Source organism: Calothrix sp. NIES-3974 (assembly GCF_002368395.1).
Lineage (GTDB): Bacteria > Cyanobacteriota > Cyanobacteriia > Cyanobacteriales > Nostocaceae > NIES-3974.
This window is the reverse complement of sequence record NZ_AP018254.1, coordinates 2,505,983-2,529,745: the sequence shown is the minus strand read 5'-3', so window position 1 is coordinate 2,529,745 and position 23,763 is coordinate 2,505,983. Positions and strand designations below refer to the sequence as shown.

18 protein-coding genes, 1 tRNA gene and 1 pseudogene are annotated in these 23,763 nt (G+C 41.3%); 7 read left to right on the top strand and 13 right to left on the bottom strand.

The annotated features are described in order from the left end of the window. Positions 1-52: 52 nt before the first annotated feature. The 4 genes and pseudogenes from CDC37_RS10000 to CDC37_RS09985 all read right to left on the bottom strand — a co-directional run. A complete protein-coding gene (locus CDC37_RS10000) occupies positions 53-460 on the bottom strand; it encodes a hypothetical protein (RefSeq protein WP_157780704.1) in 408 nt (135 codons plus the stop codon). Between the two features lie 476 nt (positions 461-936). After that, positions 937-1,719 (bottom strand): peptidylprolyl isomerase, encoded by a 783-nt coding sequence (locus tag CDC37_RS09995; protein ID WP_096621661.1) that lies wholly within the window; start codon positions 1,717-1,719, stop codon positions 937-939. A gap of 373 nt (positions 1,720-2,092) precedes the next feature. Continuing rightward, positions 2,093-2,290 carry a hypothetical protein gene (locus CDC37_RS09990; protein ID WP_096621660.1) on the bottom strand — a complete coding sequence of 66 codons (198 nt, stop codon included), beginning with the start codon at positions 2,288-2,290 and terminating at the stop codon, positions 2,093-2,095. Between the two features lie 152 nt (positions 2,291-2,442). After that, a pseudogene (locus tag CDC37_RS09985) lies at positions 2,443-3,843 on the bottom strand (HlyD family efflux transporter periplasmic adaptor subunit); the annotation flags it as partial. A gap of 99 nt (positions 3,844-3,942) precedes the next feature. Between CDC37_RS09985 and CDC37_RS09980 the strand changes: the two are divergent. Beyond that, positions 3,943-4,767 (top strand): IS982 family transposase, encoded by an 825-nt coding sequence (locus tag CDC37_RS09980; RefSeq protein WP_096621153.1) that lies wholly within the window; start codon positions 3,943-3,945, stop codon positions 4,765-4,767. 17 nt (positions 4,768-4,784) lie between these two features. Here the strand turns inward: CDC37_RS09980 and CDC37_RS09975 are convergent, their stop codons facing one another. The 4 genes from CDC37_RS09975 to CDC37_RS09960 all read right to left on the bottom strand — a co-directional run bounded on the left by CDC37_RS09975 (position 4,785) and on the right by CDC37_RS09960 (position 11,271). Continuing rightward, a complete protein-coding gene (locus CDC37_RS09975) occupies positions 4,785-5,048 on the bottom strand; it encodes a hypothetical protein (protein ID WP_096621657.1) in 264 nt (87 codons plus the stop codon). A 327-nt stretch (positions 5,049-5,375) separates the two neighbouring features. Continuing rightward, positions 5,376-8,453 (bottom strand): ABC transporter transmembrane domain-containing protein, encoded by a 3,078-nt coding sequence (locus tag CDC37_RS09970; protein ID WP_096621655.1) that lies wholly within the window; start codon positions 8,451-8,453, stop codon positions 5,376-5,378. Between the two features lie 1,789 nt (positions 8,454-10,242). Then, positions 10,243-10,632, bottom strand: a complete 390-nt coding sequence (locus CDC37_RS09965) for an alr0857 family protein (RefSeq protein WP_096621653.1) — start codon at positions 10,630-10,632, stop codon at positions 10,243-10,245. A gap of 366 nt (positions 10,633-10,998) precedes the next feature. Next, positions 10,999-11,271, bottom strand: coding sequence for a hypothetical protein (locus tag CDC37_RS09960; protein ID WP_096621652.1), 273 nt, complete (start codon positions 11,269-11,271; stop codon positions 10,999-11,001). A 90-nt stretch (positions 11,272-11,361) separates the two neighbouring features. On the opposite strand from CDC37_RS09960, the gene CDC37_RS09955 reads away from it, so the two are divergent. From CDC37_RS09955 to CDC37_RS09945, 3 genes are all read left to right on the top strand, one after another. Then, positions 11,362-11,697, top strand: a complete 336-nt coding sequence (locus CDC37_RS09955; RefSeq protein ID WP_096621650.1) for a hypothetical protein — start codon at positions 11,362-11,364, stop codon at positions 11,695-11,697. Between the two features lie 586 nt (positions 11,698-12,283). After that, the gene (locus CDC37_RS09950) at positions 12,284-14,218 is read left to right on the top strand and encodes a GAF domain-containing sensor histidine kinase (RefSeq protein ID WP_096621649.1); all 1,935 of its coding nucleotides are present in this window, start codon (positions 12,284-12,286) and stop codon (positions 14,216-14,218) included. A 23-nt stretch (positions 14,219-14,241) separates the two neighbouring features. Beyond that, on the top strand, positions 14,242-14,781 hold the full coding sequence (locus tag CDC37_RS09945; RefSeq protein ID WP_096621647.1) for an SRPBCC family protein: 540 nt from the start codon (positions 14,242-14,244) through the stop codon (positions 14,779-14,781). A gap of 84 nt (positions 14,782-14,865) precedes the next feature. Here CDC37_RS09945 and CDC37_RS09940 read toward each other — a convergent pair. Then, a tRNA-Glu gene (locus CDC37_RS09940) sits at positions 14,866-14,938 on the bottom strand. A 416-nt stretch (positions 14,939-15,354) separates the two neighbouring features. Between CDC37_RS09940 and CDC37_RS09935 the strand changes: the two genes are divergently transcribed. After that, complete coding sequence (locus CDC37_RS09935) at positions 15,355-17,262, top strand: cation:proton antiporter (RefSeq protein WP_096621645.1); 1,908 nt, start codon at positions 15,355-15,357, stop codon at positions 17,260-17,262. 214 nt (positions 17,263-17,476) lie between these two features. Here the strand turns inward: CDC37_RS09935 and CDC37_RS09930 are convergent, their stop codons facing one another. The 4 genes from CDC37_RS09930 to CDC37_RS09915 form a co-directional block, all read right to left on the bottom strand. After that, positions 17,477-18,106, bottom strand: coding sequence for a cytochrome b N-terminal domain-containing protein (locus CDC37_RS09930; protein ID WP_096621644.1), 630 nt, complete (start codon positions 18,104-18,106; stop codon positions 17,477-17,479). A 140-nt stretch (positions 18,107-18,246) separates the two neighbouring features. Next, a complete protein-coding gene (locus CDC37_RS09925) occupies positions 18,247-18,513 on the bottom strand; it encodes a DUF3143 domain-containing protein (RefSeq protein ID WP_096621642.1) in 267 nt (88 codons plus the stop codon). Positions 18,514-18,694: 181 nt separating this feature from the next. Continuing rightward, the gene (locus tag CDC37_RS09920) at positions 18,695-19,195 is read right to left on the bottom strand and encodes a J domain-containing protein (protein WP_096626067.1); all 501 of its coding nucleotides are present in this window, start codon (positions 19,193-19,195) and stop codon (positions 18,695-18,697) included. Between the two features lie 373 nt (positions 19,196-19,568). Continuing rightward, entirely contained in the window at positions 19,569-20,810 is a 1,242-nt protein-coding gene (locus CDC37_RS09915) for an inorganic phosphate transporter (RefSeq protein WP_096626065.1), read from the bottom strand. A 425-nt stretch (positions 20,811-21,235) separates the two neighbouring features. Between CDC37_RS09915 and CDC37_RS09910 the strand changes: the two genes are divergently transcribed. Then, positions 21,236-21,943 carry a Uma2 family endonuclease gene (locus CDC37_RS09910; protein WP_096621641.1) on the top strand — a complete coding sequence of 236 codons (708 nt, stop codon included), beginning with the start codon at positions 21,236-21,238 and terminating at the stop codon, positions 21,941-21,943. A gap of 138 nt (positions 21,944-22,081) precedes the next feature. Then, complete coding sequence (locus CDC37_RS09905; protein ID WP_096621639.1) at positions 22,082-23,716, top strand: alpha-D-glucose phosphate-specific phosphoglucomutase; 1,635 nt, start codon at positions 22,082-22,084, stop codon at positions 23,714-23,716. Positions 23,717-23,763 lie beyond the last annotated feature (47 nt).

The following is a 23,763-nucleotide window of genomic DNA, read 5'->3' as shown; positions in this document are numbered from 1 at the left end:
GCTTTAATCTTCTCCCAAAGTACTCAAAAAAGAGTATTTTTGGTTATCACACTTAGTTAGCAGCACTAACGAATAATCCGTTCTGTCCAGAATATTCCCCAGCAATGGTTAATTGATTGAGTGTACCTTGAGTATTAGTATTCTTACCAGCAGCTTCATTATCAAATGCGAAGGTAGACGAGTTACCTTTAACATCTGAAACAACTTTAATATTTGCGTCCTTCTTGAATACGTCTTGGACATTCACATTAGAAGTGAAGCTTGTAGTAGTATTCACATTGGCGTTGATATTCTTGTCATATCTGAAGCCTGGAGTCGGTCTAACGAAAGTGCCACCTAAAACTTCAGCGGCTTCAACAACTTCTAAAACACTTAAATCAGAGATAATCATGAGGTTTCTCCTGGGAATTTGTGTTTGATGTCTTGATTTTTTGTTATGAGCTTTTTTTTGCTTGCTCATATTTTTACTATAGAACATATTTTGAAAAAGTCAACTGTTTTTTGAGGGTTTTTGAATAAGATTTTTTCAATAAATAGGCTTTTATAATTCAGTTTTTATTTATGCTAATTGCTAATACAAAAGACAGTCAAAACCCTTTGGATAAAACAGCTAAATTACTTTATCCAAAAGGCTTTTAGTCGCCGTTATTTTTATTTTTCTGTCAAAACTCCTAACAAAATTAATCAGTAAATCAACTCGATAAATAGCTTTATCAAGACTATGCAGGCAGAATTATCTATTAAAAATTAGATTAATAAAACAATGACTTATTTGCACTTTGTCAAAAATTGTCAATAATTCAGTCAACTAAGTCAACTATTTTTCTATTTATTTTTGTCCAAAAAATATGGGGAACTGATGTATAATTTTTCTACTATTTCCTCTTACCCACTCCCTACTCACTGAAAGTTTTAGGAATTGCTGAGACATCAAGATTAGGCTTGATGTAGTAGCTCTTCTGGTTGGGAAGACCTTACCTCTGGGACTAAATTAGTAGTCAGGTTAATAGTCTGGATTTGTTGTTGCAGCCAAGCAGAAAAGGATTCTGAGATGATTTTTTGCCGCAACTGTTCATCTAGTTGGGGTTGGATAATTTCTTCTACCCAAATTAAATGTACTCCTTTAGAAGTTGTAATTGGCTTGAGTGGTGTTGGTGCTTGAGATGCAAAGACTGCTGCTGCTATTTCCGGACGAAAATCTTTGCGGTGTCGCAGTCCTTGGTATCCGTAGGTACGACGGATTTCTGGCTGGGAAATGTATAAACGGGCTATTTCTGGAAAAGTGATTTCACCCTCTTCTAGGGCATAGAAAAGCTCTAATGCTAGGTCTTTATCGTCTAAGAGTATTTCATAGGTGACGGCAGCTACATATTCTAGTTGATGTTCGTAAAAAAACTTTTCGACTTGATCGGCAAAGAGATGATTGGCTAATTTTTGAGAAAGTATTTGCTGGTGAAGTAGTTCTTCAAATTCATTCACCGATAGATGGTGTTTCTCTAACCATGTCCATGTGTCTTTGGCTTTGACTAACTTTTTTTCGAGACGTAGGTTATCTCCTGCTTGTTGTAGTTCTTCTGGTGTTACCGTAATTCCTAGTTCCTGGGATATTTTGGTAATCACACGTTGGTAGAGGATTTGCTCTAGTACATTAGGTATTTGACAAGATAGTTTGAGGCTATAAATAATGTCGGGGATGGTAATGGTCTGGGGTAGGGACATAGAATGCTTTCTCCATTAGGTTTTCTTTTCCTCTGGAATTGGTGAATTATTGTGATGTATCTGGTGTGATGCATCACAGGAAAAGTGGATTTTGGTGGTGTAGAGAGGAGCTTCGCGTGAAGGCTCTGCCTTCATTTACGAAGCAGGAGCCTCGCAGATTCTGCTCCCACTCGGAGCATGGGAGCTAGGGGAAAGGTAGGTGTATTTACGCCGCGCAGTACTACGTACTTTTTCTCACTCATCAAAGTTGACTTGCCAGACTACTTATTCAGGTTAGGTTAAAAAATAAATCTGATGACTGTACATAAAAAAGACTAAGCTTCATTTCCCTATTAAAACCCGACTTTTAAATTAGGTCTAGGTCACAATGGTTCTATGCTGATGCGGAGATAGATGATAATTCCTTATCAATTTTTTCGGCTAACTTGTAGGCCATTAATGGAGGGTTGCGATAGTTGGTGGCTGTTTTTCTGAAACCCCAGCGTCTTGCTTCTACTTCGGAAACGCCAAATTCTGCGGCTAGGTCACGGTAAGTCCAGCCGTATTTTCTCATCAAGTCAATGGGATGCATGGTTCTATTCCTGGTTGGGTGGTTGAGTGTAAGTTGTTTATAAATCTTTATCAACATTTATAAACTAGGTTGGTAGGGGTCTAATGACCTACAAATCTGCTCTGAAATATTGGCTGATGATGGGAATAGCTTGTATCTTTCTGGATGTAAATTTACATATCTAATCCTCCTTTTTGCAGTTTCTTGAATGGGTCTAAAACAAAGTCAATTACACGTCGTTGACGAATAATTACTTCAGCGTTTGCGGTTTGACCAGCAGTTAAGAATACCTGTTTATTGCCACTTTGGACGTATCGTTTTTCTAAGGTTACTTCTAGTTCGTAAGTACCAATATTACCTGCAGGTGTTTCGTTGATTTTGGAATCAGGGGAAATCCAGGTGACTTTTCCTGGGACTATTCCGTATTCCTGGAAGGGATAGGCATCAAATTTGACTTTGACCGGCATTCCCACTTTCAAAAATCCGCTATCTTGGCTAGGCATTTGGGCTTTGAGGACTAAATCGCTGGTTTGGGGGGCAATTTGGGCGATTCTTTGTCCCGGTTGGATGACTGCACCTGGTTTGGTGACTGGTAGTTCAAAGATTGTGCCGTCAATCGGCGATCGCACGATGTATTTTTGTAGTTGCAGTTTGATTGCTGTAATTTGGCTTTGGGTTTGGGCAATTTCTGAGCGAATCGCGGTAATTTGTGTCTGTAGGTCTTTGAGTTGTTCTTTGGTTTTCATCACGGCTAGTTTTCCGGCTTGGATGGTGCTTTGGGCGCTGCTTTGGGCTTCCTGAAGTCGGAGTTTCGCCTGCTTAATATCTGACTGTAACTGATTGATGGTTGCTTGGGAACGATTTTGTTCCTCTGTGAGCCGATATTTGGCTTGGGTGATGTCGGATGTTGCTCGTTCGTAGAGTCGCTTGCTTTCTTGTTGTTGTTTTTTGAGTTCGTCTATTTGGGTTGCGGAAACTGCGCCATCTTCCACAAGTTTGCTAAAGCGTTCAACTTGTTTGGTATCTATCTCTAATCGGCTACTGGCTGCTTTTTGTTCATTAATGGCGGTGTTAATTTGTTGCTGCACCTGCAAAAGCTGTGCTTCTCTTTCCAGTTTTTGCAGGTTGTATGTACTTTGTTTCGTATCGAGATTTTGTTGAGCTTGGCTAACTTGGGCCAATTTTTCCGATGCTTGGGATTGGTTTTGCTGTTCTAAGACACCGATGGAAAGCTGTAATTGGTTTTGGAGTAGTTCTAATTGCGATCGCCGATTTTGTAATCCTTCTAGTTTGCTTTGGGTTTGTTGCAGTTCTGTTTGTAAAATGTCTGATTCTAACTCTAGTAATACCTGTCCAGCTTTGACCCGATCTCCTTCCTTGATATTGACGGTTTTGACGCTTCCCCCAGCGAGGGAGTCTAATTTGTGGGTTGCTCCTTTGGGTTCAATGCGTCCCCTTGCGGTTCCGGTTTCATCAATTTTGGAAAGTGTAGCCCAAGGAATACCGATAATGGCGAAACCAATCAGGGTATACAATATCCCTTGTGTCCATATTTTCGGTAAAGCATCTAATAACCCAAGTTGCTAGTTACTCTTCGCCAGCGCTTCGCGCTGGCGTGTCGCGTCACAATTTATAATAAAATCCCCTCCAAGAAGAAAAAAACGGAGGGGAATATGTTAAACGAAATAATTACTGTTTATGCTATCACTGATGACTTACTTAAAGCAATTGGTCATCATGATGATTGCCGTAGAAATATGAGTGATGCAGAAATTATGACAACGGCACTAATTGCAGCAATGTTTTTCTATGGTAATCATAGCAAGGCTTGTTGCTACATGAAAGAGCATAATCTTATTCCCAATATGTTAGATAAATCACGATTTAATAGAAGATTACACGGTATTTCGATGTTAATAAATGACTTATTTCATCAAATAGGTATGATACTAAAGGAGACTAGTGATTGTACTGAATATCTTTTAGATTCTTTTCCCGTACCAATGTGCGACAATATCCGTATTTTTAATGTCAAACTAATTAAGTCGGAAGATTATAGAGGTTATATTGCATCAAAGAAACGCTATTTTTATGGAGTTAGAGTTCAACTTTTAACTACTAAAAGTGGTATTCCTGTTGAGTTCGTATTTATGCCTGGTAGTGCTAATGATTCAAGAGCGTTAAATGCACTGCCATTAAATTTGCCACCAGGGAGTGAAGTGTATGGTGACTCTGCATACACGGATTATACAGCAGAAGATGACTTAAAAATAACTAGTCAAATTAACTTGAAAGTTATGCGAAAAAAGAATTCTCAGCGTCAAGACGAGCCGTGGAATCATTATATTAAGCAACATACCAGGCATTATATAGAGACTATTTTCAGTGCTATCACTTACCTTTTTCCCAAGTCAATTCATGCAGTCACATTTGATGGATTTCTATTGAAGATAGAAGCATTTATTTTTGCTTTTACTTTAAAACAAGCATTTATATAGCAAGTATTTTTTTTACTTCAATTAACTAAGCATATCTTGTGGGTTGCGCGTAGCGCAACCACACAACTTTGCGCGTGAAAACACGTGACTCCGGGTGCTTCGCACCCTGGAGTCCGATAACTAGCAACTTGGGTTAATAATTCTTCAGTACCGTAGAACAGGTCACGTGTTGATTCTTGTGGTTCCGGATTGGGGGATTCTTCTGGATATTGATCATTTTCAGGTTGGTTGTATTCATCTTGGGGAAAGGAAGATGGTGTCTGAGGAGATGGATATGGCATGGTTTTCTCAAGTTTGCATAATTAGTAGATTGGTGTTTGATGAATGAGGGTCTGGAGAGTAGTCAGCATGTAATGCTTACACCAGAAATAATCAAAGAATTTTTTCTACAGCCTCTTTTCTGACGGCTACCTATTTACACTACTTCCTACAGCTTACGACAAGCCGCTACGGGTCTACACTTTCAAGTCAGGAATATTGCTCCATAAAAACTCCTAAAATTGCTGTTTTTGACATATTTATCGCCGATTTCGCGAAATAATGGTTCACTCGGAAGAGTAGATATATAATCATTATCTTGTCAATTTCCCACACTAATCCCGAAAGACTTATTCTACTTGAGCTAGTTGTTGTTGATTCAGGTAATAATAATGTCCTTGTTTGGCGATTAATTCATCGTGGGTTCCACTTTCTACAAGTACACCTTGATCTAGAACTAAAATTAAGTCAGCATGGCGTACCGTGGAAAGACGATGGGCAATAATAACGCTAGTGCGTCCCTTGAGAATAGTTTTCAGATTGTTCTGAATAATACGCTCTGATTCCGAATCTAAATGACTAGTGGCTTCATCAAATAAAAGCAAGCGGGGATTTCCCAGCAAAGCACGAGCAATAGCTAAACGTTGGCGTTGTCCACCAGAAAGCATCCCCCCACCTTCACCAATTTGAGTATCGTAGCCTAATGGTAGTTTTTGGATAAATTCATCAGCCCCAGCTAGTTTTGCTGCTTGGATAATTTCATCTAGGGTTGCTTCTGGATGGGCGATAGAAATATTCTCCCGAATAGTACCACCAAACAGAAATGTATCTTGGTCTACAACACCTACTTGGGAACGGAGCGATCGCAAGGATAACCCGTTCACATCATGACCATCAATCAGTACTTTGCCATCTGTCGCCGGGTATAAACCTAAAATCAGTTTACTAAGGGTGGTTTTACCGGAACCACTGCGTCCCACTAGGGCTACCATTTGCTCTGGTTTAATTTCAAAGTTGATATTTTCCAGAACGTTTGTTTTACTTTCGGGGTGATAACGAAAGGTAACGTTTTCAAAACGGATATGTCCCCGCAATTTTCCTAAAGTCTTACGGGGTTTGTGGTGTAGGTCTTCTTCTGGTTCCGCTTCCAGGACATCGTTGAGACGTTCGACGGAGATGATGATTTCTTGGAATTCGTTCCACAGTTGGGAAAATCTTTGGAATGGACTCAACACGTTACCCACCAACATATTAAATGCTACCAATTGACCGACGGTAAGTTGACCTTGAATTACCTGCCAAGCTCCAAACCACATCAGTGCTGCACTGGTGAAGGTATTAATTGCTCCACTAATAACTGAGAGGCGAATACCGATAACTTGAGCATTGAAGGCTTTTCGGACTAAATCATTCAGTAGTTCTTCCCAATGCCAACGTACTGTTTGTTCAATGGCTAGGGAACGGACGGTACGAATTCCTGTCAGTGATTCAATAATGTAGCTGTTCTCTTTGGCACCAGAGTTAAAAACTTCCCTGGAGATACGGCGTAAAATACTCGTGCTAGCTAGTGCCAAGATAAAAAATGGGGGAACTGTCGCGAGGACAAATAGGGCCATTTGCCAGCTGTAGGAAAACATCAGAGTCAAATACACCACTAGGGTCAGCATGTCAAGGATGATGGACAAGGCTTGACCAGTCAAAAAACTCTGTATTTTCTGATTTTCCTGGATGCGGGAAATAATATCCCCGACGTAACGAGATTCAAAATAGGCTAGGGGTAAGCGAAAAGTATGTTTAATAAAACCTACCAATAGGGAGATGCTAATCCGGTTGGCAGTATGGGAGAGCAGATATGTCCGCACAGCATTCATCACAATGCTAAATAAACCAAACACAATCATCCCCAAACCGACAGCATTGAGGGTAGCTAAACTGCGCTGTACAAGAACTCGATCCAGCAGTAATTGGGTAAAAACCGGTGTTACTAAACCAAATAACTGGATCAACACTGAAGCCACAAACACTTCAATGAGTACCTTGTAATGGGGTTTGACTAGCTCAAAAAATTTCCATAGACCCACATCTTGATTTTCAGTATTCTTCAGGAGAGATGTGGGTTGTAAAAGTAATGCGTATCCTGTCCAACCAGCGACGAATTGCTTACGAGTTAGGGTACGTTGACCGATTGCAGGGTCACAAACAATTACTTTTGTTTTAGTGATTGCATAGATAACGATGAAGTGATTTCCTTCCCAATGGGCGATCGCAGGTAGGGGTTGTTCCGCAAGTTTATCTAGAGTGGCTTTGACGGGACGACTAGCAAAACCTAAACTTTCAGCTGCTGCGGCGATCGCACTCATGGAAGCTCCACTACGACCGACGTTGGTCATATCCCGTAAGCGATTGACACTGAAGTTTTTCCCCCAATAGCGACCAATCATGACTAAGGAAGCACAACCACAATCGGAAGCACTTTGTTGAGCGTAGAAGGGATAACGTTTAGTTAATCTTCCCCACCAGTGACCCATTTGCACTTTTGGTCCAGGGAAGTAGGGACGTGATTTTTGGGGTTTTGGTTTGGTTTCTGGAGTTTTTTGGGGAAAGGCAATAATTTTCCCTGGAGTTTCTAACTGTTCTACTTTTTTGGTGGGTCTGCGACGGGGAAGGTTAACTGTCGCTTCCAGGGATTCCTGGGGATCAAAAAATAATGCTAATGAAGGACAGTATTTTCGAGCTAATTGGTAATTACCTTGATTAAGAATATAGGCGATCGCAGTCTCTTTAACTCGCCAATTTCCCAGATGTAGTTGGCTGTATATATTACCTGGTCTCAAAGAGTTCCCATCAGAATCCTGTAGTTCACCTTGACGTAACACCCACAACTTTGTCTCTGAATTCAGCAGTGTATCTACTGAATTAACTAAATCGTGACGTTCAAATAATGATAAAGCTTGGAGAAATCCTTCCACCTGGGACACATGGGGAGGAAATTGGGAATTTTGGCGACATAATAATAACAAATCCCACAGTTCTGCGCGGGTAAATAGGTGTTGTTGAATGGGGGGATATTTGTGTATTAATGATTGCAGCAATTCTTGGGGGAAATATCCCAGCTTTAAATTATTGGAAGCTCTAGCACTATAGGGAATAAAGTTTTCTTGGGGAAATAGGGTCATCTCTCCAAAGGAAGACCCAGCAGATAAGGTCGTAATTAAATGATCAAAACTATCTGAAAGTCGGACTTTACCCGTCAAAATCATGTATATACCTGGGTGATTCTGGGAAGATTCCCAAAATTGCTTCGTAACCGACGGTTCCACTACTTCCATTCCTGTTAAACAGGTTTGTAGGTCTTGTTCCGAGAGGTTCTCTCCCAAAATACTGATGAGCTTTTCACCCGTATCTGGTAGATAAAAGACTGTCGTCATGAAATCTCCTCGCTTGTAAATAGAGTGAGTAGGGAGTGATGGGAGTGGGAAGTAGGAATAGCTTATTTTCACTGTTTGGTTTTGTCGTGAACATCAACCGAATATTAATGTCCTAACGACATAGAAGACTTGTTGAAAATAAAGGAATGGGGGAGGGGAAACAGTAACCAGAGCTACTTTCATATTTAGTTTTGTCGCAGCAGCATCGGAGATTCGTTTACAAGAGAAAGTGCCTCTGAATCAGGAAACAAAAACTCGCTACGTCTCGACAATAGACTTGGAATTCATGCTGAAATTTAGCAACGCCGAATATCCTGATAAGTGTTATCAAAGACCGTCCTCTACACACTTTCCTGTTCCCCACTCGGTGGTATTGATATTAATGCTGATGTTGAAAACTCACACTGACTAATACTGATATTGCCTGTTAATGGCGAGTTGGGGGAATGATGGGATAATTTCTAAACCCCAAAGCTAGCAGCGACTTAACCACAAATTGAAAAATTTGACATTGGACAACCGGATTTTGATTCTGTAACAGATATCTTGACTAGTGGTCTGAAGCATGATAAGATACTGTGTTAAATTTATAAAATAACTGAAAGTACCCAAATGTACTAAGTCAGCGCCAAAGTGTTATTTTTGGGAATTCTCGATAGTTCGCCGGCAATCAGAATGTAGCTACATGAATGTTATATATGTGTTATGTATGTAACATGCACAAGATTTTTTCCGGAATTAGGATTTGTTGTGGCTCTAAGGAAAATTATTCAAGTATAATCTTTAGCTTGCGGCACACTAAAGTGCGAGCCACAGTGTAAATTATGGCTGGTGCAGGTGATGGCATTTTTTTATTGACGCTGAGGTAATTCCATCGCAAATAAAATCACGATACATTAGGTCATGAAATTGCGATCGCAAGTTTTACGAGGTACTAGGCAGATAATCTCGGATAAACAGCCCTCTTCAAAAAGGTAAATCCAAGAGCGGTACACATCCCAAACTCTAAAATACAGCGTTCCAAAAGATCCAGCGTCCTTATTCTCCTAAGTCTAAACAATGTGAACACATTCCCCGGATGTCTCACAAGTAAATTATAAGTCTTGAGTGATGGATGAATTTTCCTTCGACTCCCTATTCCCTTTAGGCTTGAGGAATTTGTGAGAAATACAGGTCTTAACTCTAGCCAAAGAGAAAAAGTATATGGATATACGTTTTTTTATTTCAACAAATAAATACTATTACACTAGATTCTGGAATTAAAGTAGCTTCACAAAAACTTTGTATTTACTTTTTGAAATCATCACTAAAATTTAATCTAAAATAAGAAACTATTATAACTTAGGCTCACACGACTAGAGATGAACTTCATAAAACTATTTAGTATTCGTGATTCTCTAGCCAGATTAAATCATTTCATTGATTAGGAGGTAATCACACACTCTTAATCCATCAAGTTTTTAGCTTGATGCTAAAAGGCATAAACTCATCTAAATCAGGTAAATAGTTAATTGACGCATCCCAATTTTATTCTTTCAAAAGAGTAAATCAGGCATGAGGAAAAATTTTCCCTCGCACCCATGCTCCGCGTGGGTGCAGAATCTGCGAGGCTCCTGCTTCGTGAATGAAGGCAGAGCCTTCAACTCACTAAGCGACCACGCGGAGCATGGTCACTAGATGAAAAGTTAATACTCGGTTTATTTCAGCCAACCTGTACTAGATAATTACAGTAATCCTATTTAGGCTCCTAGTTGCGCTTTAGCGTCATTGCGCCAACCGAAAATTCAGACTAAAAGCTTCTCACTTCTTGACAAACCTGGGCTTCCTGCCAAAGTTTATACAAAAATAATTCCGTTTTTTCCCGCATAGCGGTGACAAACACACCCATATCTTCATTGCACCCACTTGTTAACCACGCACCGCGCAGTATCACCTCAATATATTCTGTATCACACACAGCTAATGATAGGTTTTCGCTATCTGGAAAACGTAATTCGGTTTGCAGTTGTTCAATTCCAAGCAAGTAATTTGGCAGCAAAAAAGATGCGGTACTAGGTTCGACGCAGAAACTTTGACCGACGCGTAGCGCCAATCTAACCCGTGCTTGTACCCAATCTTCCAAGGACTGAGCTATCGATTCAAGGTGAAAACTGGTTTCGGTATAGGTCAATTTCAGCATTATTCATGCGCTCCTGTGATTCCAGGGATACTTGGGCTATCATCCAAAATTGCCCTGCGAGTGCAATTCTTGGCTGGATGGGTGCTGTTGTTTTTGTGCGCAGATACATTACCAATCAAAAAATACTGGGTGAGCAAAGGTGAAAAGAAAAGGGTTAGTTGGTAGGTGGGTAGGGGATGAAGTACCTTTGACTTTTCTCCCTTAACAAAAATTAATATTCTGTTGGTGATTTGAGAAAGTTAGTTCCAATAGAATTTGTTTCTCCTGAGATTCGGCGTTTTGTATTGCCATAATCAAAACCCCCACTTTTCCTAGATTGGGTTAAGCGGGGGTTGAGAACTGAAAGTTTTTTCAAGTTTTCTTTGTCTATGTTGGTACAGCATGGTTAATTCTGTACCTCCCGCTTCTATACATTTGTTCTAACTTATGTACTCGACGATTGACAGCAATAATAATGCTGGAAACTCTTAAATTATTTTTGAGACCATCTTGACCATCCCCCAATTTTGATGGGCTACTATTTTGGACACCAACTCCCGTAAATAAATACTTCACCAGCAACATTAAGGATTCCCAATTTGATTGGGTTTCACAACGTGGTTTTGCAATAGGGTTGGTAGGGGGATAGATGGCTGTCACAAAAATTTCACCTATTGATCATTTCTTTAAACATACTACACTTGTATTACTATCCTGTCCATACCTCTAACAGGAAAAAGGAGAAAAATAATGCATACAATGACTCGTATTCCCACCACTGAGATGGAAGTAACCAGTATTCGTCTGGAACGGGAGCTTAAGGATAAACTGAAAGACCTGTCTGGAAATCAAGGCTATCAAGCATTGATTCGAGATATTTTGTGGAATTATGTTCAACAAAAATCAGGTGACTGGAAACCAAGATTTTCACGTATGGATATTCGTGTGAGTATCCCCGCGATCGCCCAACAGGAAGAACGGTGTGTACTGACAGGGAAGGTGATTCAACCGCAGCAACAAATGTTACTAGGACTTACGCAAACAGGCGATATGGTACCGTTAAGCTTAGAAAGTTTGGCTGGCTAACAAGTTTACTTTTCTATTTTTGCAAATTTTACCAGCTCCAGGTTGTAAACTGGGGCTGGTCGTTTTTACATCGGGGATAACTATGCTTTAATAGAGATTCCTCTCGTCTTCTGGGTAGAAATACGCTCAGTCTCACTAGTAATCAGTAGTAATGCGGATGTAGTTTATGGAGTTTTATCAGCTAAATTAGCGAATTTACGGTTTATGCGTACTAAAAAAGCAAGATATCCTAGGTAAGAGTTGAGAGATTCAATCCTAATCATAGATTTTATCTAGCTTTAGCATCAGAGTTTTGATACATACTAGGTATTCTTTTATATTTATTTTTTGTTTACAGTATTAGTGATTCTGGCGTATCGGCAAGAAAGGAGCTATAACAGGTGAGAGTTGACAACGAAAGAAAGTTGAATCAGAAAATCAGGTTGCTTATAAGAAAATCAGGGGCTAAGGAAATGCGAGGAGGGTGGGTAGAAACAGAATGGAGTCGATTTCCAAGATTATATCGGGAATAGAACAGGGTTTATCGTCATCCCAGTACAGTTATGGCGACCGAAAACCGTTATAGGAACAAAAGTATGGAGCGCTGATGTCGCACGAGGAAGAACCTGTCCATCAGGTGGCGCAAAAAATTAATCAAATTATCGCCAGTGAGATGCTCCCGGTGCAAATGCTGCAAGAATTGGCTCAAGTTCTTGCGATGACGTTTGATGTGGACTGCTGCGCGATCGCCGTTTTAGGGGAAGATGGCAGTCAGATGACGACGGCTAATTGGTGTAGACCGGAGTTAATGTCGGCAGATGTGGATGAGATGTTTTCCCTGGAACCACTTGATTTACCCGTGGTGCAGTGTGCATCGGAACCAATTTCGATTGCAGATATTTCTTTGATTGAGAATAGCTTGGTGGTTGGTTGTCAGAATCTATCGATACCCCTGAAATCGGTATTAGCAATTACGACCCGCTTTGCTGGCAAAAATAACGGTGTGGTTAGTTTAGTGCAATCCCAACCCCAAGAGTGGAGTTTGGCAGAGAAACAAAAGCTGAATCAGTTAGAATCAAGTTGCGCGATCGCCTTTGCCCACATAGCCCAAACCCAGTTAATCTCGTTTCAACAACGGTTTGTCCAAACCTGTTCCCAGCACCAAAATCTAATTAAACAATTATCTTTACTAAGTCGCAGCAGTTTGGAACTGAATCAAATGCTGCAATTAATTACGGCTGCAACTGCGGAAGCTTTAAATGCTGATCGGGGTTTGTTAATTTTACTCAAATATACCGATCCTCTATTCCGGGTTCGTCCCCGTCACCAAATTCCCAAAGCAAAAGTTAATCTAGTCAGCGAGTGGCTATTAAAAACGGGAACCACACCCACTGAGGTGACAAAACAAAACGAAGCCTCTACGTTTTTACTTTCTGAATGCTCTCTGTGTCAACGTGTTTTTATTGATCAGGGTAAACCCGTTGTGATTAATAGCCGTGATGAGATTGGTGGTAGTACAAGCGTTTCACCATTGTTGGCAACAGAAAAATATGGATCAACGTTGCTCATGCCTTTAGAAAGTCAAGGAAGAATCCTTGGTTTTGTTGTTCTTCAGCAGATGGGCGATCGCGTCTGGGATGCAACGGAGCTAAATATTGTGGAAATGGTTTGCGCTCAAGTTGGGAATGCGATTATCCAGTCACAAACACTTCGTCAAGTGCAAATGTTGGTGGATGAGCGTACTGCTCAATTGCAAAGAAGTTTGGAAGTTCAAGCCAAGTTGTATGAAAAGACACGTCAGTACGTGGAACAATTACGGGAACTAAATGAGTTGAAGGACGAGTTCCTCAGTAATTTAAGCGATAGGTTGCGTTATCCCTTGACCAATATGCGTATGGCTCTACGGAATTTGCGTCAACCAACGATTCCACCTGAACGTCAAGCGCGGTATCTGGACATCCTGGAACAGGAATGTAGTAAAGAAATTAATTTAATCAATGACTTGTTAACATTACAAAAACTGGAATCTCACCAAGAACGTCCCCAATTAGAAGAAATTGATTTAAATCAACGTTTAGAAGCAATTGTTGAGACATTTACGCCGAAATTAGCCGAAAAGGGTCTAACGGTGACTCTGGATTTACCCCCGGAATCCTTGGCTTTAGAAACAGAAATTGAAAGCTTCGAGCGGATTTTCCAAGAATTACTGACTAATGCCAGTAAATATTCCCAACCAGATACCCAAGTGCATATCTTTGCCGCACAACAGATAAACGCTGAAAGCGATCGCGTTATTATTGAAATAACTAATATTGGGCGTGGTATTTCTAGCGAAGAAGCGACATATATATTTGATAAATTCCGTCGCGGTCGTGGTCGATGGACTCCAGGTACAGGACTGGGTTTAGCTCTGGTCAAATCCTTGGTTCAACACTTGAATGGGGAAATTACGGTCGAAAGTACCCCGATTGAGGATGAATCAGGTCTGAGTAAAGTCCGTTTTATCTTAACCCTCCCTCGCTTCTCTGACGAGACCAAATAGACGCAAAACAAGAGTTGACGACAGTGACCGAACAATACGCCAATTTTAACCACAACCCAAACCAAACCGATGATTCGGTGCAAATCGAAGTGATTAAGTTAGGGGAGCGCAAACGCCAAATTATTGCTAGTGTTAATATCCCCAAATCCGTGGAGGTAGTATGGCGGGTAATTACTAATTATGAGGGTTTAAGTGATTTTATCCCCAATTTAGCTGCTAGTCGCAAGCTGGAACATCCATCGGGTGGGATTCGATTAGAACAGATTGGGGCACAACGCCTACTTAATTTTAACTTCTCAGCCCGTGTGATTATTGATTTAGAGGAGCATTATCCCAAGGAAATTAAATTTTCCCTCGTTGAGGGTGATCTCAAGGAGTATCACGGTTCCTGGTTACTACAACCCTACACCCATAGTTGTGGTAGTGGTACGAAACTCTGCTACACAGTTTGTGTTGTTCCCAAGCGTATTATACCTGTAAATATTATTGAACGCCGTTTAAGTCAAGATTTGCAGGTTAATTTACTAGCGATTAAGCAAAAACTTGATAGCTATTCATCATAAATTTCATAAATTTGTTGAAAAATATATAGAGGGTAAAATTCGGATGTCTCACCCTCTATTACCTGTATATTTTATTTTTTATAATACCCCCAGGGGAATTCGAATCCCCGTCGCCTCCGTGAAAGGGAGGTGTCCTAGGCCTCTAGACGATGGGGGCTTAAGAACTCTCGACGTTCTTTAATTTAACCAAAAATCCAGTAAATGTCAACATTTTTGTCAGATTATTTTTTGCGGTTGGGAAAAAGGAATTTTCTTACTGGTAAATATAGGGAGTAGGGAGTAGGGAATCGGGGGTGAGGGGAAAAGATTGTAGGTAACGGAAAAGAATGTTTTTTCAGGGTTTATGGTGTAATTTTGACATATGGACTCAAATTGACCTCTCATTGAGATGACCACTCTGTTAAGTATCGAATAAAATGAAAAATCAAAAGGTTTTTGGAAAATCTTTTTGCTCAGGTGTTATTTGCCTTATAATGTTCGAGCTAAATGTTAAGCTGAATATTTTACGCGCCCAAAGATGTCTTTGCTATTCTTGACAAAAGAGTAGAAGTTGTTGCGAGCGAAACTTCCTGTATGGACGCATCCTTTGAAATCACCCTCCAGATGGTGATTGCGGTTGTTGCCGGAATTAGTGCCCAGGTACTAGCTGCGTACCTGCGTGTTCCCAGCATTGTATTTTTACTGTTGTTTGGGATTATTCTGGGTTCGGACGCAATCGGAATTTTACATCCCCACACTTTAGGTGTGGGGTTGGAAGTGATTGTGTCATTGGCGACGGCAATTATTTTGTTTGAGGGGGGATTAAATTTAGATTTAGATGAGTTAGGCAAAGTCTCACGGACGCTGCAACTTTTGGTGACTTTGGGAACCTTGGTGACGCTGGTGGGTGGTAGTATGGCTGCTCATTGGCTGGGGGAATTTCCTTGGGCGATCGCAATTTTGTATGCTTCAATCGTTGTTGTCACCGGTCCTACGGTCATTAGTCCTTTACTGAAGCAGGTTAATGTCGATCGACGTGTTGCCACCCTGTTGGAGGGTGAAGGTGTGATTATCGATCCTGTAGGGGCAATCCTGGCATTTGTGGTTTTGGATACGATTGTGAATGGCGATGCTGACCCCCGGACTGCGATCGCAGGTTTATTAATCCGTCTCAGTGTTGGTACTGCTATCGGTGGAGTCGGTGGCTATGGGATGAGTTTAATTTTTAAACATGCTAAGTTTATTTCCTCTGAGTTAAAAAACTTGGTGGTTTTAGCTATTTTGTGGGCAATATTTACCTTTTCCCAAAGTATCCGCAGTGAATCGGGGGTAATGGCTACGGTGATGGCTGGAGCAGTATTTGCCAATTCCTCGGTTCCCGCAGAACGCAAATTACGCCAGTTTAAGGGTCAATTGACAATTTTGAGTGTTTCGGTTCTATTTATCTTACTGGCAGCCGATTTATCTATTGCCAGTGTGTTTGCTTTGGGATGGGGTAGCTTATTTACGGTTTTGGTGTTAATGTTCGTCGTCCGTCCCCTAAATATTTTCTTGTGTACCTGGGATAGCAATTTAAATTTCCGCCAAAAGTTATTTTTAAGTTGGATTGCACCACGGGGTATTGTTTGTGCTTCGGTTGCATCTCTGTTTGCCATTTCCCTAACGCAACGCGGGATCAATGGTGGTGATGCGGTCAAGGCTTTGGTATTTTTAACGATTATTATGACCGTGGTTTGTCAAGGTTTAACCGCTCGTTGGGTTGCTCGCTGTTTAGGGATTACAGCCGATGAAACTAAAGGTGCGGTCATTGTCGGTTGCAATCCCCTAAGTTTACTAATTGCCCGTTTATTTCAACAGCATGGGGAAGAAGTGGTGATGATTGATACAGACCCCAACGCATCCCAACTAGCAGAAGATGAGAATATCCGCTTGATTGTCAGCAGTGCTTTAGATGAGGGTGTGTTAGATACGGCTGGTTTAGGTTCCGTAGGCACTTTTGTGGCAATGACTAAAAATGGTGAGGTAAATTTTGTCTTAGCCCAACGTGCTGCTGAGGAATTTAGTCCACCCCGCGTTTTAGCTGTGTTCCCCCGTAAAACCCAGGAAAGCACAACTCCAGAAAGTTTGGTGGATCAAGCTTTTATGTCTGATTTAGCAATTAAAACTTGGAATGAATACATTCAAGAAGGACGAATCAAACTGGGGAAAATCACCTTAGAAGCTGATAATTTGGAAAACCAACAGTCTCAATTACAAACCTTGATGAATGCAGGTGATTTACTTCCCTTGGTAATTGAACGTAATGGGTCTTTACTAGTCGCTTCCGCTAGACAGGAATGGGAAGTAGGCGATCGCATTATCTATCTATTACACGACCCTCGTCCTAATTTACTCAAGCAATTATCTGGTGAACGTCAATCCACCCGCTTATCTCTAGAAAATTTTGTTCAAAGCGAAGAACTTTCACTTAAGGGTCTAGCACGAGTGGCGAATGGACAATAAGGGTTTTCTCGAAAATAGGGATTAGGGAGAGACGACCCGGTGGGTCGTCTGTACGGGAATAGGGAGTAGAAATGAACTTGTTTGATGTTTGGTTGTGTCCAAATGAGAAAAGATATTATTTGTAGTTTTCTGAACCTGTGAAAAGTGAAAATCAAGGCTTAAAAATATTTATTCCCTACTCCCCAACCCCACTAAAAGACTTTTTCCCTACACCCTAACTATCAACGGTCAACTGACAACCATCAACTGGTAACTCCGCTCGCGCTTCTTGTTCCTGTCTGAATACACTGACTAAATGAGCGATCGCAAATATTAACGCTACGCTTGAAAGTACATAACTATGCAGTGTGTACAAGTGCTGTACTGTAATTGTACTAATTCCATCACCACCAGTTAGGATTGTTCGCAGCAATCCACCAACTACAGGTATGGCAGAAACCGTTCCTAACTCAATGTTCAAGCGCCAATAGCCCTCTTGATCCCAACTCAAAATCATCGCCGTCCATCCTAAACCAATGGCACTGAGGGTAAAGAAAATTCCCGCAATCCAAGCAGTTAGCCAGCTACGACGAAATTGACGACTGATGAACATGACCACGATTTGGATCAGGGCAATGACAATTACGCCATTTCCTGCCACATCATGGGCTTTACGAAATAACCAACCATAGGGAACAGCAGTACTAATAAATTCGAGGGAACGATAGGCTCTCCCTGCTGCGGGCTCGTAATAGAAGGACAATAACACACCTGTAAATGCTGCCACAACGGTAAATGTAATGATGGCTACAGATAATAGGGTTGTAATCCGTTGCAGTTTCAGTTCGGTGACTGACGCTTGCATTGTGTTCCTCTCTTGTTAATAAAATATTAATTATTGTTCTTTTATAATAACTCTTATGAATAAATGTTAAGTAAATTAAATGAAAAAAAAGAGGGACAAAATACATTTGTCCCCGGGTTCATGTCGTATTCTTAATCTATTTAAGGACCGGAAAACACTGCCTCTTCAACATCTTTACGACTGAGGGAGTATTTAAAAGAGCGTTGGATATCCTGACCATTTTCTCCAGCTTTGAGGTAGCAGACAGTTATTTGTTCTATATCAAGCCAAATTTCTGCTTGCCAATTGGGATGGGATAAATGCCAACAATGAAGCTCGTTACTATCTTGTGTACATCCCCGTAGACGAAGCCATTCTTCGATTTGGGGGAGAGGGTGGTTATATAAAGGTGTTTCTGCTGGAAGCATAGGATTGAGAATACAAAATACAGAATACAGGATACAGGAGTATGCGATCGCTGATTTGAGTGGGGATATCGAGAATGGGGAATACAAGAGATTGGGTATGCGATCGCGGATCTGATACCAATTTGGAAAAGAAATGCGACAGATGAATATTGGAAACTAGGGTTGTATAAGGGTTTTCAAATCAAAAATCCAAAATCCAAAATTGTCTGAGGGTCGAAGACAAATCAATCAGAGATAATTGGGGATGTAGGTGATTGTCTCCACGAATAGCTGCGATCGCGATCGCTAAAAATAAACAACCTACCAGTGTTAACCCCAACATAAATAAAGCAAAAATCTCACCGGAGGAGAGGGGACGTTCGGTTGCGTCTAGATAGGCAGATTTTGTCCAGTCATAACGCGGTGGGAGAGGGTAATTTAAATCGGTTGGGGGTTGGATCACACTCCAACGGGAATAACCAATTTGAATATCGTAATTAAATCGCCGTTCCGGACTGCTGAGGATAGCATAGGCTTCATTAATTTCCTGAAATTTTACTGTGGCGATCGCGTTTGGTAAATCCGTAGTGTCCGGGTGATAACGTTTACTTAGTTCCCGGTAAGCACGACGTATTTCGATGGGGGATGCAGAGGGATGCAGTCCCAATACAGCATAGTAAGTGGATTCGCTATTTTGTAACATTGCCCCGTCTAAATTGGCATTGCTTCTATCTTTAATTTTAATTGCCACCTGTTCTAATTTAAAAATGAAACTCTGATTGATGGGATTAAAGGGTTATTTCCAAACTCGTGCAAATTTGCGCCAAGTTCTAGTTAAATTGTCTAATAATTTCTATGTATTAATCTAAATTTAACCTATATCTGTAAGGATTCCGGTTGTGATTGTAGTGGTTTAGGATTGTTAAATCATGTCCCTGAATTGAGAACCGTAGTTTTCACTCATGATTATTGAGATTGCGACGCGAACAAGTGCAATGACGAAAACTCCAGTTTTGATTACGGACGAGGTTTAATATCCATCCCGAAAGCCAGAATTATCAGATGTCTAGCAGTAGTTAAATGAGGAAAATTCTCAGTACAGAGAAGGAAATAGCAGCTAAACCAGCGCTGATGGGAACTGTCACCACCCAAGCCGTAAAAATGCTATAGAGATTAGTAAACTTGACTAGATGGGGATTTTTGACTAAACCAATTCCCACGACCCCACCAATTAGAGCATGGGAAGTGGAAGCAGGTAAACCGAGATTAGAAGCGAGTAAAATAGTGGTTGCGGTGGCTAGTTCTGCACAGAAACCGTCACTAGGCTGCAAATTGATAATACCTTCACCAACGGTGGTAATCACATTTTTCCCCAAAAGAGCCAACCCAGTGACTATACCCAAACCACCAAGAATTAGAATCCACAAGGGGATTTCGATTTGGGACTGGGGTATTGCTCCAAAGCGTTGAATAGTTAAAATGGTAGCTAAAGGTGCGATCGCATTGCCCACATCGTTGGAACCATGAGCAAAAGCAACACAGCAAGCACTGCAAACTTGATATCGACTAAAAATTACTTCCGGGGAGAAGTTAGATGGAGATTCTAGTCGGGTTAATAATTGCCAAAGATATATACTCAAACCCAGAGAAAGTAAAGCCACGATGATTAATGTGATTGTGGAGGTCGGGATTTCCCAAGTGAGATATTGATGAAGCAAAGTCTGGAGAGGTTGGGTCATTTGAGGTAAAATAATTATCCCCAAAACCCCCACTAAAATTGTACTTAACCAGGGAATCCACTCGTTTAAACGTTCCCAAGGTTGGTGGGTATCCAAAATCCAGTGTCGAATTTGACTGTAGAACAAAGCTGCGATCGCTCCACTCATAACGGGTAAAATCAGCCATCCCAGCGTAATTAAACCCAGAGAATGCCAATTTACTCCATCCAGACCTAATCCGACCCAACTAAATCCGGCGATCGCACCAACTACTGCATGGGAGGAGGAAACGGGTAAACCCAGTAAGGTGGCAATTTGTAACCATCCACCACAACTAATTAAGACTGCAACCATCCCCAACACCAATACAGAGGGTGTATCTGCAAATTGACTGGGATTCACAATTTTCGTGGCTAAAGTTCCCGTCACCCCCTCCCCAAATAGTACCGCACCTGCAAACTCCAATATTCCCGCAATAATTAAAGCCTGTTTGAGGGTAATTGCTTGGGAACCAACGGAAGTTCCCATCGCATTGGCCACATCATTTGCGCCCAAATTCAAGGCAAAGTAAAATGCTAATGAAATAACTAGTATAGTCAGCACGATTTTTTGTAATTCGTAATTCGTAATAGCCTGCGGCAACGCTTCGTGTACGTAATTCGTAATTTAATATGTACGGAGCCGATATATCTCTTTGGTCTGTAGCAAGCTGGATTTGCAGAAAGAGGAATAGTCTGTGACGAAAGCAGGGAGTAGGGAAAAACACTTTCATCTCCAAGAGCAGCTGCGCTACGCGTGTCTACGGTTTTTTGTGTAATATCATTTCACGAAAATTTTGATACATTTACTCTTCCTGCATCCCCTGCTCTCCTAAATCGATCAACACCACAGTAAAACGGTATAAGTTGTACATTGGGCTATTATGAGCTTTCATCTTTGACCTTTGAGAACCACATCAATTACACACCTTCTCCAGCGACTTATACAATTAAACTACTTGGGGACGATTTAAACAAAGGGAAATCATGACAACCAATATAAACCACCAGTCTCGCTTCAACACCCAGCAAATACCACCCCTGGAAAACGGCGATCGCTTGACTCGTCCGGAATTTGAACGACGGTATAAAGCAGCACCCCACATCAGAAAAGCCGAATTAATTGAAGGAATTGTTTACGTGGCATCTCCATTACGTTTTCAACAACACGCTGAACCCCACAGCCGTCTATCGACTTGGCTGGGAACCTATGTCGTCTATACACCGGGTACATTATCTGGGATTGAGCCAACAATTCGCCTAGACCTGGATAATGAACCCCAACCTGATATCGTGTTGATATTGGATCAAGCGGTGGGGGGAAGATCCTACTTGACGGAGGATGGATATTTAGAAGGGGTTCCCGAATTAATCGTGGAAATTGCTGCTAGTAGTGCGGCTATTGATACTGGTAGTAAAAAGCAAGTCTATCGTCGCAATGGGGTATCGGAATATATCATCTGGCAATCCTTTGAAAATCAATTAGATTGGTATAGCTTGCAGGCGGAGGAGTATCGGCTACTACCAGTGAATGAGCAGGGAATCATTTGTTCCCAGAGATTTCCGGGTTTATGGTTAGCGGTAGATGCACTGTTGAATAATCAGATGGCAAGGGTATTAGAGGTGTTACAGTTAGGGTTAAATTCTCCGGAACATCAACAGTTTGTGGCCCAATTAGGGGCAAAATCCGACTGAGGAATTACAGGGTTGAAATTAAAAAACTTATCCATAGGGGTCATCTGTGAGGTATTACTGTAATGGAAGCTATTTATTTAATCTTTAAATGGTGTGGTGGTTTGCATCGCGCCCCAGGAAACCTCACAAACAAAGTATATGACTATCCAGACAATTGCCACAACACCTTTTAGTGACCAAAAGCCAGGTACTTCTGGTTTACGTAAAGCTGTTAGTGTTTTCCAACAACCCCATTACTTGGAAAATTTTGTCCAGTCGATTTTTGATGCGATTGGTAACTGTACCGGAGCGACTTTAGTTCTCGGTGGTGATGGACGTTTTTATAACCGTCAAGCGATTCAAATTATTTTGAAAATGGCGGCGGCTAATGGTTTTAGTTTAGTGAAAGTGGGACAGCGAGGTATTCTCTCGACTCCGGCGACTTCCTGCGTTATCCGTAAATATCACACATTGGGTGGTATTATTCTTTCTGCTAGTCATAATCCTGGTGGTCCAAATGGGGATTTTGGGATTAAATATAATATTGGTAATGGTGGTCCGGCTCCGGAGAAAATAACAGAGGCTATTTATGCTCGCAGCAAAGTCATTGATACCTACAAAATCCTCGATAGTCAGGATGTGAATATTGACACCCTAGGTGAAACGAAACTGGGGAGTATGACCGTGGAAGTGATTGATTCGGTCAGCGATTATCAAGCTTTGATGGAATCCTTGTTTGATTTTGATGCATTGCAACAACTTTTAACCAACGGCAAATTCCGTATCTGTATCGATGCACTTCACGCGGTGACAGGTCCCTATGCCCATGCTATCTTTGAAAAACGGCTCGGCGCACCTGTGGGTACGGTGATGAATGGTGTACCCCTAGAAGACTTTGGTGGTGGTCATCCTGACCCGAATCTAGTTTATGCCCATGATTTGGTAGAGCGGTTATTTGGTGAGTATGCACCGGATTTTGGTGCAGCTTCCGATGGTGATGGCGATCGCAATATGATTTTAGGGCGGAAGTTTTTTGTTACTCCTAGTGATAGTTTGGCGATTTTGGCGGCGAATGCCACACTGGTGCCCGGTTATGCTGGGGGACTTGCGGGAATTGCTCGCTCTATGCCGACTAGTCAAGCTCCTGACCGTGTTGCGGCTAAGTTAGGTATTGATTGTTACGAAACTCCCACTGGTTGGAAATTTTTTGGCAATTTGCTGGATGCGGGTAAGGCGACGTTGTGTGGTGAGGAAAGTTTCGGTACTGGTTCTAACCATATCCGGGAAAAAGATGGACTTTGGGCTGTATTATTTTGGTTAAATATTTTGGCTGTACGTCAGCAATCGGTGGAGGAAATAGTTCGTGCCCACTGGCAAGAGTATGGTCGGAATTATTACTCTCGTCATGATTACGAAGCGATTGATTCCCAGCGTGCCGATACTTTAATGAAAAATCTCCAAGGAATTCTGCCGAGTTTGCCAGGTAAAAAATATGGCAGCTATGAGGTGGAATATAGTGATAATTTTAGTTATACAGACCCTGTGGATGGTAGTGTCAGTACCAACCAAGGTGTACGAATTGGTTTTACCGATGGTTCGCGGATTGTGTTCCGACTTTCGGGAACGGGAACCCAGGGAGCAACGTTACGGGTATATTTGGAAAGTTATGAACCCGATGTGAGTAAACAAGATATTGAGACTCAGCAAGCGTTAGGTGATTTAATTCAAATTGCCGATGAGATTGCTCAAATTAAAGTGAATACGGGTATGGATAAACCCACTGTTATTACCTAGAAAGCAAACAATTTTGGATTTTGGATTAGTAGAGACGTGATATATCG

Bases quoted from the DNA above. Each gene is read 5' to 3' on its own strand.
- CDC37_RS10000 (WP_157780704.1), bottom strand. From the start codon at position 460: ATGAGCAAGCAAAAAAAAGCTCATAACAAAAAATCAAGACATCAAACA.
- CDC37_RS09995 (WP_096621661.1), bottom strand. From the start codon at position 1,719: ATGTCCCTACCCCAGACCATTACCATCCCCGACATTATTTATAGCCTC.
- CDC37_RS09990 (WP_096621660.1), bottom strand. From the start codon at position 2,290: ATGCATCCCATTGACTTGATGAGAAAATACGGCTGGACTTACCGTGAC.
- CDC37_RS09980 (WP_096621153.1), top strand. From the start codon at position 3,943: ATGTTAAACGAAATAATTACTGTTTATGCTATCACTGATGACTTACTT.
- CDC37_RS09975 (WP_096621657.1), bottom strand. From the start codon at position 5,048: ATGCCATATCCATCTCCTCAGACACCATCTTCCTTTCCCCAAGATGAA.
- CDC37_RS09970 (WP_096621655.1), bottom strand. From the start codon at position 8,453: ATGACGACAGTCTTTTATCTACCAGATACGGGTGAAAAGCTCATCAGT.
- CDC37_RS09965 (WP_096621653.1), bottom strand. From the start codon at position 10,632: ATGCTGAAATTGACCTATACCGAAACCAGTTTTCACCTTGAATCGATA.
- CDC37_RS09955 (WP_096621650.1), top strand. From the start codon at position 11,362: ATGCATACAATGACTCGTATTCCCACCACTGAGATGGAAGTAACCAGT.
- CDC37_RS09950 (WP_096621649.1), top strand. From the start codon at position 12,284: ATGTCGCACGAGGAAGAACCTGTCCATCAGGTGGCGCAAAAAATTAAT.
- CDC37_RS09935 (WP_096621645.1), top strand. From the start codon at position 15,355: ATGGACGCATCCTTTGAAATCACCCTCCAGATGGTGATTGCGGTTGTT.
- CDC37_RS09930 (WP_096621644.1), bottom strand. From the start codon at position 18,106: ATGCAAGCGTCAGTCACCGAACTGAAACTGCAACGGATTACAACCCTA.
- CDC37_RS09925 (WP_096621642.1), bottom strand. From the start codon at position 18,513: ATGCTTCCAGCAGAAACACCTTTATATAACCACCCTCTCCCCCAAATC.
- CDC37_RS09920 (WP_096626067.1), bottom strand. From the start codon at position 19,195: ATGTTACAAAATAGCGAATCCACTTACTATGCTGTATTGGGACTGCAT.
- CDC37_RS09910 (WP_096621641.1), top strand. From the start codon at position 21,236: ATGACAACCAATATAAACCACCAGTCTCGCTTCAACACCCAGCAAATA.
- CDC37_RS09905 (WP_096621639.1), top strand. From the start codon at position 22,082: ATGACTATCCAGACAATTGCCACAACACCTTTTAGTGACCAAAAGCCA.